Origin of the sequence: Variovorax sp. YR216, from assembly GCF_900107745.1 — a bacterium.
Classification (GTDB): domain Bacteria; phylum Pseudomonadota; class Gammaproteobacteria; order Burkholderiales; family Burkholderiaceae_C; genus Variovorax.
Window position 1 is genome coordinate 157,005 of record NZ_FNRO01000007.1, and the last position, 13,510, is coordinate 170,514.

General features: G+C 67.8%; 12 protein-coding genes. 4 read left to right on the top strand and 8 right to left on the bottom strand.

What is annotated here, in order from left to right; translation table 11 throughout:
* The first annotated feature begins 128 nt into the window (after window positions 1-128).
* The gene (locus tag BLW05_RS19670) at window positions 129-1,319 is read left to right on the top strand and encodes an FAD-dependent monooxygenase (protein ID WP_093165214.1); all 1,191 of its coding nucleotides are present in this window, start codon (window positions 129-131) and stop codon (window positions 1,317-1,319) included.
* Between the two features lie 61 nt (window positions 1,320-1,380).
* Window positions 1,381-1,950 carry a cytochrome b gene (locus BLW05_RS19675; RefSeq protein WP_093165216.1) on the top strand — a complete coding sequence of 190 codons (570 nt, stop codon included), beginning with the start codon at window positions 1,381-1,383 and terminating at the stop codon, window positions 1,948-1,950.
* A gap of 171 nt (window positions 1,951-2,121) precedes the next feature.
* Here BLW05_RS19675 and BLW05_RS19680 read toward each other — a convergent pair whose 3' ends face one another.
* Window positions 2,122-2,778, bottom strand: a complete 657-nt coding sequence (locus BLW05_RS19680) for a YceK/YidQ family lipoprotein (protein WP_143044864.1) — start codon at window positions 2,776-2,778, stop codon at window positions 2,122-2,124.
* Window positions 2,779-2,940: 162 nt separating this feature from the next.
* On the opposite strand from BLW05_RS19680, the gene BLW05_RS19685 reads away from it, so the two are divergent.
* Window positions 2,941-3,297: a DUF2845 domain-containing protein gene (locus BLW05_RS19685; protein ID WP_093165219.1), complete on the top strand. Its 357-nt coding sequence runs from the start codon at window positions 2,941-2,943 to the stop codon at window positions 3,295-3,297.
* A 361-nt stretch (window positions 3,298-3,658) separates the two neighbouring features.
* Here BLW05_RS19685 and BLW05_RS19690 read toward each other — a convergent pair whose 3' ends face one another.
* Genes BLW05_RS19690 through BLW05_RS19705 form a run of 4 tightly spaced genes read right to left on the bottom strand, consistent with a single transcriptional unit; the run spans window position 3,659 to window position 8,438 of the window.
* The gene (locus tag BLW05_RS19690) at window positions 3,659-5,194 is read right to left on the bottom strand and encodes a TolC family protein (protein WP_093165220.1); all 1,536 of its coding nucleotides are present in this window, start codon (window positions 5,192-5,194) and stop codon (window positions 3,659-3,661) included.
* Window positions 5,181-7,157 (bottom strand): FUSC family protein, encoded by a 1,977-nt coding sequence (locus BLW05_RS19695; protein WP_093165222.1) that lies wholly within the window; start codon window positions 7,155-7,157, stop codon window positions 5,181-5,183. The genes BLW05_RS19690 and BLW05_RS19695 overlap by 14 nt, the downstream gene beginning before the upstream one ends.
* Window positions 7,138-8,181 (bottom strand): multidrug transporter subunit MdtN, encoded by a 1,044-nt coding sequence (gene mdtN / locus BLW05_RS19700; RefSeq protein ID WP_093165223.1) that lies wholly within the window; start codon window positions 8,179-8,181, stop codon window positions 7,138-7,140. The genes BLW05_RS19695 and mdtN overlap by 20 nt, the downstream gene beginning before the upstream one ends.
* Window positions 8,178-8,438: a YtcA family lipoprotein gene (locus BLW05_RS19705; RefSeq protein WP_093165225.1), complete on the bottom strand. Its 261-nt coding sequence runs from the start codon at window positions 8,436-8,438 to the stop codon at window positions 8,178-8,180. Before BLW05_RS19705 ends, mdtN begins: the two co-directional genes overlap by 4 nt.
* 175 nt (window positions 8,439-8,613) lie before the next feature.
* Between BLW05_RS19705 and BLW05_RS19710 the strand changes: the two genes are divergently transcribed.
* Window positions 8,614-9,999 (top strand): mercuric reductase, encoded by a 1,386-nt coding sequence (locus BLW05_RS19710; RefSeq protein WP_093165226.1) that lies wholly within the window; start codon window positions 8,614-8,616, stop codon window positions 9,997-9,999.
* On the opposite strand, the gene BLW05_RS19715 is transcribed toward BLW05_RS19710, so the two are convergent.
* The 3 genes from BLW05_RS19715 to BLW05_RS19725 are packed head-to-tail and all read right to left on the bottom strand — an operon-like array spanning window position 9,986 to window position 13,495.
* A complete protein-coding gene (locus BLW05_RS19715; RefSeq protein ID WP_093165228.1) occupies window positions 9,986-11,521 on the bottom strand; it encodes an acyl-CoA synthetase in 1,536 nt (511 codons plus the stop codon). The genes BLW05_RS19710 and BLW05_RS19715 overlap by 14 nt on opposite strands.
* 6 nt (window positions 11,522-11,527) lie before the next feature.
* Window positions 11,528-12,658, bottom strand: a complete 1,131-nt coding sequence (locus BLW05_RS19720; RefSeq protein ID WP_093165229.1) for a DUF5938 domain-containing protein — start codon at window positions 12,656-12,658, stop codon at window positions 11,528-11,530.
* Window positions 12,659-12,691: 33 nt separating this feature from the next.
* Complete coding sequence (locus BLW05_RS19725) at window positions 12,692-13,495, bottom strand: SDR family NAD(P)-dependent oxidoreductase (RefSeq protein WP_093165231.1); 804 nt, start codon at window positions 13,493-13,495, stop codon at window positions 12,692-12,694.
* Window positions 13,496-13,510: the final 15 nt, after the last annotated feature.

Below are 13,510 nucleotides of genomic sequence, written 5' to 3' on the forward strand. Positions count from 1 at the left end.
AGCTCGTGTCGAACTCCGCAGCGCCTTGAACCCGGCCGCAAGCGCGAAGGAGCTCCTCGTCATTGCCGTTGCCCTCTGCCAGTCACGCTCGCACAATGCCCTGTTGAGTCATTTTCGATTGGGTGGAAATGGCATTTCGACCAAACGTCCTGATCGTCGGAGGCGGCATTGGCGGCTTGTTCGCCGCCAATGCGCTGATCGGCCAGGGGCTGCGCGTTTCTGTCTACGAACAGGCGTCCGCGCTGGGCGAGATCGGCGCTGGTGTGTTTGTGACACCGAATGCGGTGCGCCACCTGCAGCGTGTGGGCCTCGGGCCCGCCGTCGAGAGATGGGGGGCGCGAGTCGGTCCCGGCTCCTGCTACTTTCGCCACGACGGTACGCCAATCGCCGCGGTGCAGGTGTCCGATGCCTCCGGCTGGAACGCGACCTATGGCATGCACCGCGCCGACTTTGTCGATTTCCTCGCTGCCAACCTGCCCGCCGGGATCGTCCATACCGGCCATCGTGCTATCGGCTTCGAGCAGACTGACGACGTAGCCCGCGTCGAGTTTGCCAACGGCGCCATCGCCGAGGCCGACGTCGTGGTTGCCGCCGACGGCATACATTCCGAACTGCGTTCCTACGTCTTTCCGCCCTCGAAGCCCGTCTTCCACGGCACCGTTTCATATCGAGGTCTGGTCTCGCGCGAGCGCCTGCCGAACTGGCCGATGGATCGCTGGCAAATGTGGGCCGGCCCATCCAGGCATTTCCTGGTCTTCCCTGTTCGTCACGGAACGATAGTCAACTACGTCGGTTTCGTGCCGACCGATGAGGAGATGAAGGAATCATGGTCCGCGCCCGGTGATCCAGTGGCGCTGCGCCGCGAGTTCGAAGGTTGGGACCCGCGCATCGCCGATGTGCTGCAGCAGGTCGACAAGACATTTCGATGGGCACTCTACGACCGTGAGCCGCTACCGACGTGGACCAAGGGCCGGTTGACACTGCTCGGCGACGCGGCACATCCGATGCTGCCGCATCTGGGTCAGGGGGCCAACCAGGCCATCGAGGACGGCATGGCGCTCGCGACGATTCTGGGCCAGGTGGACACATCGAGAGTACCGGCGTCGCTGCTTGTCTACGAGCGATTGCGTCGCAAGCGCGTGGCGGAGATTCAGCTTGGTGCCCGACAGAATGGACTTCGTCTCGACTCGACCGACATCGATCTCCGTGCCCGTGACGCGGAGCTCTCCGCGCACGCCGAATTCCGCAAGCGCCTCTATACCTACGACGTGGTGCCGGAAGCGCGCGCCGCCGCGGCGGCGCCTCCCGGGGCCAAGTAGTCACGCGTCGGTGATATACCCGGCGAGTCACGCCTCGTATAGCCTCCGCTCTCGCTACACCATGAATCAGCAGCCCGCTTCCCGCTATGACAGTTTCAGCCAGGTCCTCCACTGGGTCACGGCCATCACCGTAACCGTCGCATTCATCCTCGGACCAGGTGGTTTCGGTCGCCTGATGCGCCAAGGGGTCGACCCGGCCACTCGAAGCGACATCGTATGGCACGAGTCCTTGGGGATGCTCGTATTGGTGCTGACCGTGCTGCGTCTGGCATGGATGGCCCTACGCCCGGCCGCACCGCAGTTTCAGATGGCCAGGTGGATGCATCTGGCAGCCAAGCTGGTGAGGATTGCGCTGTGGGTGCTGCTTCTTGCGTTGCCCGTCACCGCGTTCCTGGCCCTGGGAAGCGAAGGCCATCCCCTTACGCTCCTGGGAGGCGTACGCATCGACCGAATGCCCTTCATCGCAGAATCCCGGGTCGCTGGCCTGGCTGACTGGGGCGACGTGCACCAATTCCTGGGTGACTCCATCATGTGGCTCGCCGGCCTGCACGCCGTTGCCGCCATCCTCCATCATGTGGTGCTCAAGGACGGGGTGCTCGTGGCGATGTTGCCTCAGGGAAAATCTCGCTAGGAAGTGCATTGGGCAGAATCCCTGCCCCGTCAAAGTCGGCTGTCGAGCAAACTGAGCCGGGTCGACGAGCGTCGGGTTCTGGCCCGCATCCCGTCACATTCCGCCGGCACGAACGGTCCAAGACGTTCCAGTTGATCAATGTTGCACGTCGTCAGCTTCCGTCCTTCATGGTCAATTCCCGACGGCCGCTTCCTTCGAGCAGTTGCCGAACTCGCAGCGAAGGGCAAGTGTCTGGCCGTTGGCGCATTGAACGCTGTATCGCTCGAAGCCGGGCCCTTTCTCTTCAAGGACGGCCCGCGGCACGGTGCTGCAGTTCGTGGCCTTTGCAAACTTCTCGGCGACGTACGTATCCAGACCCGTCTTGCGGGTTGGCAATGAAGGTCCAATCGGCGTGGCAGCGACATATGTGACCGTCACGTTCGGGTCCATGTTCCTATAGCCTTTGCGGGCCATGCAATCGACCAAGGCCGATTGCTGCATCCTCGGCTCCGCGGGCCCGCCGCCCGGATATGCCTCGTCGTACACCGCAGTGGCGATACCCCCGACCAGCGCTGCGCCCGCCACCGCCACGGGAAAGACCATGGCCACGCCAATCACGATGACATCCGAGACTTCGCTGCCGTACATCCTGGTGCGCTGCACCCGCATATTCGACGCTACGGTCCGGCACGTTTCAACGTCCTTCGCAAAGGCATCGGCCTGAACACCCTCCATATCGACCATCGGAGCGTAGGCCGCGCCTGAACCTTGACCCGGCACGGTCGACGGTTGAGTTGCGCAGCCGCAGGCAAGCACGACCACGCAGATTGCACTCAAGACGTTCTTCACAGATATGAAATTGCTAGTGATGGTTGCTTGGCCAGCTGTCAGTGCGTTTTGCGCGGAGACCGAGCACGACAGTCCGCTGTTGGCCGAACTGTGCCACACGGCGTGCAGCTGCAGTCAGCGCGATTCGTTCGTCCCGATCGCGGAGCAAAATGGAAAGGCGGAATGAAAGAAACGGCCATGAAGCTTCTGAAGCTCGCGTGCGTCGCGGTCCTGGTCGGGTTGCCATGCCTGGCAACTGCGGAATCGCTGCGGTGCCCTGGAGGCATCGTCGCGGAGGGTGACTCTCGTTTGTCTGTCATCTACAAGTGCGGCCAGCCGGTGCTCACGGACACGTACTGTGCGCCGGTGTACTACGGCGGCACGCTCAATGTGGTTCCAGAGCCTTTCGCATCGGCTGTGGTGCCGTGCCAGCAAATCGAACAATGGCTCTACGAGCGCGGGCCGGGCGATTTGATGGCCACTGTCTTCCTGCGCTCGGGCGTGGTGCAGTCGATCGTGTACGGTCGCCAGCCACGATAGCTTTGTTGCAGCGCCGGACTTGGCCACTGACTCATCCGGCTCAGCGTGACCGTGTCGCGGTCAGTCTGGGGCGCTCATTCCTCAGGAAATAGCCAAACGCGTTCGATGAGCCCGTTTGCCACGTGGTAGACCGCCACAACTTCGAAAGGCCGTTCTCGCAAGCTGAACACACGCTCGTGGTCGATGACCTTGGTCCCGATTCCAGAGTGGCCCGCTGCCACCTGACGGCACCTTCATCGCGTCCTGACCCTCGTTGCCGTTCTCGCTGGCGTTGGCGCAGTCGCAGGCTCCTGCGCAGAGCCTGAATCGGCACGACGTTGGACGTTCCGGTCCCTGCTTCGACTTCTGCGCGGTAGCCAAGCTACTGCGGCGCGGCACCGAGCGAGCCGGTCGCGAAGGCCAGCGTCGCCGCCGCCGACAGCGCATGGCTGTACGCATCGGCCGCGGCATTGCGGGCCAGCAGCCATTGGGTGTCGGCAAGCGCAACCTCGGTGACCGTGCCGACACCGTGGCGGTAGGCATCCAGGCGCGCGTCGAAGGTGATTCGCGCCGCGGCCTCCAGTGCAGTGGCCGCTTCGTGCGCCGCGAGGCTCGTCTGCAGCGCATCCTGCGCCTGCACGATCTGCAGGACCGCGTCCGAGCGCGCCTTGTCCAGGGTCGCCGCCGCCCTGTCGACGTCGGCGCGCGCCTGTTCGACCGCGGCGTTGCGCAGGCCGCCGTCGTAGAGCGGGACCGCCACGCCGAAGAGCACCGATCCTCCGGCGCCGCGGCTGGTGACGTTGTTGGTGATCGACTGCTGGTCGAACGACGGCAGTGCGGTCACGCCCAGCCGGCCGGTGCCGTAGGTGCCGACCGCCGACATAAAGACCTTGGGCTTGAAGGCCGCTTCGGCCGCCGCGGCCTTGGCCATGCTCGCCTTCTGCGCCGCATACGCAGCCAGCATGTCGGGGCGGCGGGCGAGTGCCTCGGACACGATCTTCTCCACCGGATCCGCCATCGACGCCGAAAGCTTGCGGCCCGACACGTCCGCCACCTTGAGCCGGGTGAGCGGCGAGATGCCCATGGCCGCGATCAGGGCCACGTAGGTGCTCTGCGCCGCGCCCTGCGCCTGCACGCGCGCGAGCTGCGCCTGCGCGGTCGCCTGGTGCGTCTGCGCGACATCGATGACGGTGCCGACGCCGTGCTTGTAGCGGTCCTGCGCGGCGGCCTCGATCTCGCGGGCGTTGACCAGCGCCTTCTCCGCGTTGTCGACGTGCGTGCGCGCAGCGGCGTGCGCATAGAAGGCCAGGCAGACATCGTGGATCACGCGCTGGTGGGCGAAGGTGAATGCGATGTTCGATGCGGACGAGAGCTGCTCGGTCGCGTCGACCACCGCGTCGCGTTCGCCGAAGTCGAAGAGCAGCCATTGCAGCGCCAGCGCGCCGACGGCGCCGCTGCCGGAGACGTTGTTGTCGACACCGATGCCGAGCGTGGAGTTGTTCGCGTTGAACCGTTGATAGCCGCCGACCGCGCTGGCCGACAGATGCGGAAGATAGGCCGCGCGTGCGACACCCACCGCCGACGCGGCCGCACGCGCGGTGGCCCAGGCGACGCGCGTCTGTGGGCTGTTGGACTGCGCGATGTCGATGAGCTCGGGCAGCGTATAGGCGTGGTCCGCGTCGATGGACGTCGGCGCGGGCGGCAGGACGCCGAGCGCGGGGTTGGACGGCAGCACATGCGACGCCGCGGTGCCTCCCGCGTCGCCGGCCGTCTTCGGGGGGCGGATGTTGCCGGCCGCGTCCACCGAGGCCTTCCAGGGCCGGTCGGGCGCGGGCGGCGCGAGATCGGCCGGCGGCGAAGCGCATGCGGCCGCCAGGAACGCCGCCGCCAAGGGGATCGACACGCTACGTCGCTTCACGGGGCCTCTCCGATGCGGTCTCGGCGCTTGTCGAGCCGAGCGGCTCCGACGTCGCAAGTGCCGCTTCGAGATCGTGAAGCCGCTGGTTCACGAGCGCTTCAAGCGGATCTTGCAGGTCCGGCGCCGGCGCCGGCCGCGCTTCGGGCGCGGTGGCGCCGGCGATGCGCTCCAGCCGCGGCAGGAAGGCGGATGCTGCGCCTTCGCTCGTGAGCATCGCCAACGGTTCCTGCAGCGCGCCGACCTGTCGCACGATCTCGCGGCGATGCGCCAGCCATGCGTCGGAAGGGCGGACCGAATCCGGCTCGTAGTGCGCGATGTCGAGATCGGACTCGATCGCGCCCAGGCTGCCGAGCCATTCGCCGGCGGCCTCGGGCGGCCGCGCGCCGGTGCGCGATTCGGCCGCGAGGCGCGCGAGAGCATCTGCGATGCCCGATTCGATCCGCGCTGCCACCCCGAGCGGCCAGAAGTGCGCCGACGCCACATAGGCCACCAGGTTGCCGATCAGGACGCCGATGATGCGATCGCGGATCGTCAGCATGTCGAACGACGGGCCGGGGCCCTGCACCGCGCACAGCAGGAAGGCGAAGCCGATCTGGAAGCCGGCATAGGCGATGCGCGGACTGCCGGCCGCGACCCAGGCCGCGATCAGCGTGCCCGCGAACACCGCCGCCATCAGGCCGCCGATCGAGTGGAGCGACGGCACGACATAGAGCAGCGTGAACAAGCCGAGCACCGCGCCCACGAGGCAGCCTGCGATGCGCAGGCTCAGTTTTTCCACGCTCTCGGCGACCGTGCCGAGCGACACGATGAAGACGGTGATGAAGCAGGTGTGGATCGTCGGCCAGTCGAGCAGCGAATAGAGCAGGTAGCAGAACATCGCCGCGCCGGTGGTCTTCAACGCGAAGCGGACGTGGTCGCTGTTGGTGAAGGCATCGGGCCGCAGGAAGCCGCCACGCTCCTGCGGCGCCGCGGGTGCGATCCGTTGCGGTAGGGTGAAGCGAGCCAGCAGGTGGTCGAAGACGCGTTGCACGCGCGCGGCCAGCGTGGGTGCGGGCGCGCCGTTCGCGGTGTCCGCCGCGTCGGAGTCGGGTGCGTCAAGGCGGCCTGCGGCGATGTCCTGCGCCTTCGCGTCGACCGAACGGGCGAGCGCCTCGCGCGCCTCCTGCGGCAGCTGGGCCTGCGGCGTCTGCGAGGCGAACGCGGTGAGCGACATCAACTCGGAAGTGCTGCCAGCCGCCTGCCGCAGCGCTGCCGTTTCCGGTGCCGGCGCGCTGCGCTCGGCGCCCGCGAGCTTCAGCCACGTCCGGATCTCGCCATCGCCCTCGCGCGCGCTATCGGCGAAGGCTTGCGCGGCTTGCGGTTCGGCCTCGCGCAGCATCGCAGCGACGAGCCGCAGGCGATGCGCCAGGGCACGCTGCACCAGCTGGCGCGGCGAGGGCGCGATCAACAGCGCGACCACCACGCCCACCGCGGCCGGGATGCCGACGAACAGCCATGCGTACAGCAGCCCGCGCGTCGCGAGTTCGCCGATCGGCATCCGGCCGAGCACGTCCAGCGCATAGGCGACGATCAGCGCCACGATGCCGCCGCCGGCGCCGAGCTTGCTCGCCGAGACGAGAAACAGGAGACCGAAGGCGATGACCGTCATGCTCGCGACGCGCCACGGCGGCCGGTCGAGCGTGGCGTTCGCGACGAAGAGGACGAAGCCGATCAGCAGGGTGATCAGCAGCGCGGCGGCAACGCTCAGGAGCACGCTGGTCGCGCGATCGCGCTTGACGAGGAAGAAGGCCACGTAGGCCGTGAGCGCCGGCTCGGGTGTGCCGTAGAGCGCGGTGATCATCACGGTCAGGGTGCAGATCAGCGCGAGCCGGGCGGCGAATTCGAGCCGGCCCGGCTCCGGGGCCAGCAGGCGCAGCCAGCCCATCGCGCCGGATGAGGCCGCCTCAGCGGCAGGCGGCGCCATGTCCCACCTCGACCACGGCACTGGCGCCGACGCGCGTGAGCGCGGGCGGCGGCTCCGTGAGGCGCACCCGCACCGGAAAACGCCGCGCCACCCGCACCCAGTTCAGCGAGCTCTGCACATAGGGCAGCGAGCGCGGCAGGTTGAGGCGATCGTCGGCGAGCACGCCCCAGCCGATTCCGTCGACCACGCCCCGGATCGGCTGGCGGCGGTCCACCATCGAATAGACGGTGGCGCACTGGCCTTCCTGCACCTGATGCAGCTCGGTCTCGCGCAGGTTGGCGATGGCGAACCATTCCTCGGTGTTGATGAGGGTGAACAGCGACTGCGACGGCACGACCATTTCGCCCGCGGACACCGTGAGGCCCACGATGCGTCCGTCGTGCGGCGCGCGCACGGAGGTGTCGTCCAGCGCGCGCTTGGCGATGGCGAGCGCCGCTTCGGCCGCAGCGACCGCGGCGACGCCGCCTGCATCGTCGGCGATCGCGCGCTCCGCGGCCTGCGCCTGCTCCCTGGCTTGTCGCAACGAGGTGGCGGCGTCCTGCCGCGCGGTCTGCGCCTGATCGAGCTGCTGCTGCGGCACATAGCCTTTCTGCACAAGGGGACGCAGGCGCTCCTCGGTGCGCTCGGTCAGGCCCAGGTTCGTCGTGGCGCGACGTGTCTGTTCAGCTGCCGTCACCGCCGCCGAACGCTGCGTGGACACGACGCGCCGCTGCGAATCGAGCGCCGCGCGAGCAACGTCGACATTGGCCTCGGCCTGCGCGACCGCGAGCTTGTAGGGCAGAGGATCGATCTGGAAGAGCAGGTCACGCTTGCGCACCTGCTGGTTCTCGCGCACCGGCAGTTCGATGATGCGGCCGCCGACGGCCGCGGCCACGTGGACGATGTCGGCATCGATGGTCGCGTCGTCCGTCGAAGGCCGGCTCGCCAGGTTGACGCCCACTGCCACCACGGCGCAGACCGCGATGATCGCCAGCGAAAGCGCCAGACGCCGCCCCCGTGTCGATCGGCCGGCGTTCTTCGTCACAGCCCCACCCAGACCCACCAGAGCAGCGCCGCGATGGCCGCGCCGATGGCCGTGCACACGAAGAGCTGCAGCGGCAGCAACTGCGCCACGCCGCTCATGACGAACAGGGCGCGCGCGACGGCGGCGCCCACGACGCCGATCAGCGCGCAAAGCAGCCACGCCGGGAAATACGCACCGGCGAGCGGGATCGAGGGCGCGCCGGCGCAACCGGCCAGGAACACCATCGCGAATCCCGCGGCAACACGTGCCTGAAGCATGGACCTCCCTCGATGCATGGAACGATGCGCGGCGCTTGTGCAATCCATGCACAGGCGCGGGCGTACGGCGGGCATATCTTCCCAAAGGAACAGCGGAAAGCCAACCCCGCCGCGAGCACAATGACGCAGGGCGCGGGCGTCCTGCCGAGTCGCCCCGGCGAGAGAAGGAGAGCACATGACCCCCGAGCATTGGGATGCGCTGGTCGTGGGTGCCGGCCAGGCGGGGCCGGCACTGGCCGTGCGACTCGCGCAGGCCGGTCACCGGACCGCACTCATCGAGCGCGACCGCCTCGGCGGCACCTGCGTCAACACCGGGTGCACACCGACGAAGACGCTGGTTGCCAGTGCGCGCGTCGCGGCACTGGCCCGCAGGGCCGGGGAGTTCGGCGTCGATATTGGCGGAGAAGTCTCCATCGACTTCGCACGGGTGATGGCACGCATGCGCGGCGTCGTCGGGCAGTCGTCGAGCGGCCTTGAAAAGTGGCTGACGCAGACCGAAGGCCTCGAACTCGTCTCGGGTCATGCCCGCTTCTCGGCGCCCGACACGCTCGTGGTGGGCGAGCGCGTGCTCCAGGCGCCGAAGATCTTCCTCAACGTCGGCTGCCGCCCGGTGCAGCCGGACTGGGCACGCCGGTCGGGCGTGGCCTACCTCACGAGCGACACGCTGCTCTCGCTGGAGGCGCTGCCGCCGCATCTCGCCATCGTGGGCGGCGGCGCGATCGGGCTGGAGTTCGCACAGATATTCCGGCGGCTGGGCAGCCAGGTGACCCTCTTCGAGATGGGCGAGCGCCTGCTGCCGCGCGAGGACCCGGAGGCCGCCGCGGAAGTCCGCGCCGCGCTCGAAAGCGATGGCGTCCGTTTCGAGCTCGGATCGAGTTGCTTCGGCCTCGAAGCGGGAGAGAAGGACGAGCCCGTCATGGTGAGCTTCGCCTGCGGTCCGATTCGCGAGCGCAGGGGCGCGACGCATGTCCTCGTCGCCGTCGGCCGCCAGCCCAACACCGAAGACCTCGGGCTCGATCTTGTGGGGGTCGCCACGGATGCGCGGGGCTTCATCCGCGTGGATGGCGAGTTGCGCACCAATGTTCCCGGCATCTGGGCACTGGGCGATGTGAACGGCCGTGGTGCATTCACGCACACCTCGTGGAACGACCACGAGATCGTGGCCGCGAACCTGCTCGACGGCGAGGCGCGCAGCATCGACCAGCGCGTGGCGCGCTATGCGCTGTACGTCGATCCGCCGCTCGCGCGGATCGGCGATTCGGAACAGCAGGCGCGCGAACGCGGCGGGCGCGTGCTCGTCGGGCTCATGCCCATGAAGGACGTGGGCCGCGCGCGCGAACGTTCCGAGACGCGCGGCTTCATGAAGGTGCTCGTCGACGCCGATTCGATGCGGCTCATCGGCGCGACCTTCGTCTGCATCGAGGCCGACGAGGTGATCCATTCGCTGATCGCGATCCTGAACGCGGGGGGCGACGTGCGCAGCATCGCGACGAGCGTGCCGATCCACCCCACCGTCAGCGAACTGATCCCGACGATGCTGCAGCGGCTCAAGTCCCTTTGAGCAACGCCTTGCGCACGTCCTTCTTCAGCACCTTGCCGACTTTCGAGCGCGGCAGGTCGGGCCAGATCTCGACCTGCTTGGGCGCCTTCACGCTGCCGATGCGCGCCTTGACGAAGGCCTGGATGTCGACCGGGTCGACACTTTTGCCCGCGCGCAGCTGAAGCACCGCCACCACGCGCTCGCCCCACTTGTCGTCGGGCAGGCCGACCACCGCGCTGTCCTGCACGTCGGGGTGCTGCATCAATGCCTGCTCGACCTCGACCGAATAGACGTTGAAGCCGCCGCTGATGATCATGTCCTTCGCGCGGTCGACGATGTGAAGGAAGTTGTCGGCATCGAGGTAGCCGATGTCGCCGGTGTGGTGCCATCCATGGCGCGAGGCCTCGGCGGTGGCCTCGGCGTCCTTGTAGTAGCCGGCCATGACGAGCGAGCTGCGCACCACGATCTCGCCGGTCTCGCCGCGCGGCAGCACGCGGCCGTCGCCGTCCATCATCGCGACCTGCACCAGCGGTCCGGGCCGGCCCGCCGAGGAAAGGCGCTCCCGCGCGACCGATCCGTCGGCCCTGAAGTGATCGCGCGGATGCATCATCGAGATCATCATCGGCGCCTCGGTCTGGCCGAAGAGCTGCGCCATCACCGGCCCGATCTTCGTGAGCGCCTCTTCGAGCCGCGCGGCCGAGATCGGCGCTGCGCCATACCAGAAGCACTGCAGCGAATCGAGCTTCGTCTCCGCGAGCTTCTCGTGCGCGAGCAGCATGTAGATCAACGTCGGCGGTAGGAAGGTGTGCGTGACCCTGTGGTGCTCGATCGCGGCGAGGAAATCGCCGATATCGGGCTTGGGAAGGATCACGATGCACCCGCCGAGCGTCATCACCGGCAGGCACAGCACACCGGCGGCATGCGTCAGCGGGGCGAGCGCGAGATAGACCGGCCGGCCGTCGAAGGGATAGCCCATCAGCGTCAGCGCCGACATCGTCTCCAGGTTGCGGCCGGTCAGCATCACGCCCTTGGGGCGGCCGGTGGTGCCGCCGGTACCGGCGATCATGGCGACGTCGTCGGGCGGCCGGACCTGCAAGGGTTCGTCCGGGACCCCTTCGAGCCAGTCGCTGCAGGATGGTGCGATGTCGCACGCGCGATCGAGGCAGACCAGCGTCTTCAGCTTGGGCAGCTGCGTACGCATCTGCTCGACCATCGGCAGGAAGGCGCTGTGGAAGATCAGCGCCGTGCAATCGAAGGCATCGAGCACGTAGCTGTTTTCGGCCGCCTCGTTGCGCGGATTGATCGGGCACCACACCGCGCCCGCGCGCGAGATGCCGAACACGCAGGCGAAGGCGTTCGCGTCGTTGCCCGACAGCACGGCAACCTTGTCACCGGGCGCGATGCCCGAGCGCTGCAGCGCGCGCGCCACCCGGTGGCTGATGCGCTGCACCTGCGCATAGCTCAGGTCCTGCCCGTTCATTGTGAGGCAGGGCGCATCGGTGCCGAGCTGCGCGCCCTTGTCGAGGTAGTCGGTCAGCCGCATGGTGGCTCAGGAACGGGTCAGCACCGGGTCCATCACCAGGCCGAAGGTCTTCAGGGCGCCGAGCAGTTCGCGGTGGCCGAACGCCTGGCAGCCCGACGCGAAGCCTGCGCGCCGTGGCGGCTGCTGCAGCAGCGAGTAGGCCGCAAACGCCTGCATCAGCCCGGTCTGCTTGTAGTTGCAGTGGCCATGAATGACGCAATGCGCGCGCCCCATCGGGCCCGAGGCGTAGACCGAATCGAGCGAGCGGTTCAGCCGCGGGTTCTCGCGCGGCGGCATGGTGTTCATCACGCTCGCGGCCGTCTGAGCCAGCGCGGCGTAGCGGTCGTCGTCGTTCATGCCTTCGGTCGCCTTCAGTGCTGCCGCGACGATCTGCGGCACCCCGAGCATCAGCGGCCGATTGAACACGCCGCCGAGCACCTTCACGTTGGCGACACGCGGATCGCGCTTGAACCACACCGGGTGCGAGGTGCCGCCCCATGGCAGCGCCAGCGCCAATTCGTGCTGGCCGGGGATCGCCACCTGGTAGAGGCCTGCATCGGCGGGCCATTCGACGTACTGCTTCTGCTCGAGGTAGTAGGCCTTCGAGGTCGCCGCGTTGACGAGGATCGTCTGGGTCGAGGCGATCGTCGGGCTGCCACCCCAGAACACTGCGATGTCCAGCGTGTCGAGCCCCGGCTCCTCGAGGCACAGCTGCGCCGCGATCTCGCCGGTGGTGTACATCTGCGCGAGTCCGGGCGACAGCAGCAACCCGGCGGATGCGAACTGCGCGCCGTACTCGCGTTCGAGCGTGATCAGCCAGTCCTGCTCGCCGGTGGTGTCGGTGTAGTGGCACTTCGCCGCGAGACAGGCCTGAACCACCTCATGGCCGAACTTCGCGAACGGGCCGACGGTGTTCAGCACCACCGATGCACCGCTGAAGAGCTTCGTCAGTGCCTCGGTGGTGTGCTGCACCTCCACCACCTCGAAGCTCGCGGTCTCGATGCCGGGCACATGGCTCTTCATCGCGTCGTTCAGCTTCTCTGCGCTGCGGCCGGCCGCAATGAAGGGAATCCCGTACTCGCGCAGGTATTCGCACACCAGGCGCCCGGTGTAGCCGGACGCGCCGTAGACGATCACGGGTTTCTTGCTGCTGCTCATGCGTGTCTCCTGTGTGGATCGGATCGGGTGCTGCTACATGCCCATGCCGCCATCGACCGGCAGGCCGATGCCGGTGATGAAGCGGGCGGCGTCGGAACTCAGGAACACGACCGCATCGGCCATGTCGCCGACTTCGCCGAGACGGCCCAGCGGCGTTTGCGCGATCACATCGCCCACCGCAGCCTCCACGCTCGGCGCGAGGCCGGCGGCCACGATGTCGTGGGCGAGCTTCATGCCCATCTCGGTCGGCACCAGGCCGGGGTAGACGCAGTTCACGCGAACGCCATAGCCGAGCTTGCCCGACTCGTTGGCGGCAATGCGCGTCATGCGGTCGACGGCGGACTTGGTGGCGGAATAGCCGGCGATCGCGGGGAAGGCGATGGTCGCGGCCACCGATGCGATGTTGACGATCGAGCCGCCACGGCCCGCTGCGCCACCGGGCTTCATGGTACGGAATGCGTGCTTGATGCCCAGCAGCGTGCCGACCGCGTTGACGTCGAACATGCGACGCAGATCCTCGGCCTTGACATCGATCACGAGCGAGGTGATCTCGATGCCGGCGTTGTTGACGAGCAGGTCGAAGGAGCCGAGCTCCTTTACGGTGGCGGCGACGGCGGCTTCCCAGTCGCTGTCGCTCGTGACGTCGAGCTTCACGAAGCGGGCGGTCGAGCCGCCTGCACTGAGCGTCTGCGCGGTTTCCCGTCCCAGGTCGGCGAGCACGTCGCCGATCATCACCGACGCGCCTGCGTCGGTCAGTGCCTTCGCAATCGCAGCACCGATGCCGCGCGCGGCACCAGTGACCAGGGCCTTGCGGCCGGTCAGGTCGATCTTCGTCATGTTGTCTCCGGTTGT

Bases quoted from the DNA above. Each gene is read 5' to 3' on its own strand.
- BLW05_RS19670 (WP_093165214.1), top strand. From the start codon at position 129: ATGGCATTTCGACCAAACGTCCTGATCGTCGGAGGCGGCATTGGCGGC.
- BLW05_RS19675 (WP_093165216.1), top strand. From the start codon at position 1,381: ATGAATCAGCAGCCCGCTTCCCGCTATGACAGTTTCAGCCAGGTCCTC.
- BLW05_RS19685 (WP_093165219.1), top strand. From the start codon at position 2,941: ATGAAAGAAACGGCCATGAAGCTTCTGAAGCTCGCGTGCGTCGCGGTC.
- BLW05_RS19695 (WP_093165222.1), bottom strand. From the start codon at position 7,157: ATGGCGCCGCCTGCCGCTGAGGCGGCCTCATCCGGCGCGATGGGCTGG.
- BLW05_RS19705 (WP_093165225.1), bottom strand. From the start codon at position 8,438: ATGCTTCAGGCACGTGTTGCCGCGGGATTCGCGATGGTGTTCCTGGCC.
- BLW05_RS19710 (WP_093165226.1), top strand. From the start codon at position 8,614: ATGACCCCCGAGCATTGGGATGCGCTGGTCGTGGGTGCCGGCCAGGCG.
- BLW05_RS19715 (WP_093165228.1), bottom strand. From the start codon at position 11,521: ATGCGGCTGACCGACTACCTCGACAAGGGCGCGCAGCTCGGCACCGAT.
- BLW05_RS19720 (WP_093165229.1), bottom strand. From the start codon at position 12,658: ATGAGCAGCAGCAAGAAACCCGTGATCGTCTACGGCGCGTCCGGCTAC.
- BLW05_RS19725 (WP_093165231.1), bottom strand. From the start codon at position 13,495: ATGACGAAGATCGACCTGACCGGCCGCAAGGCCCTGGTCACTGGTGCC.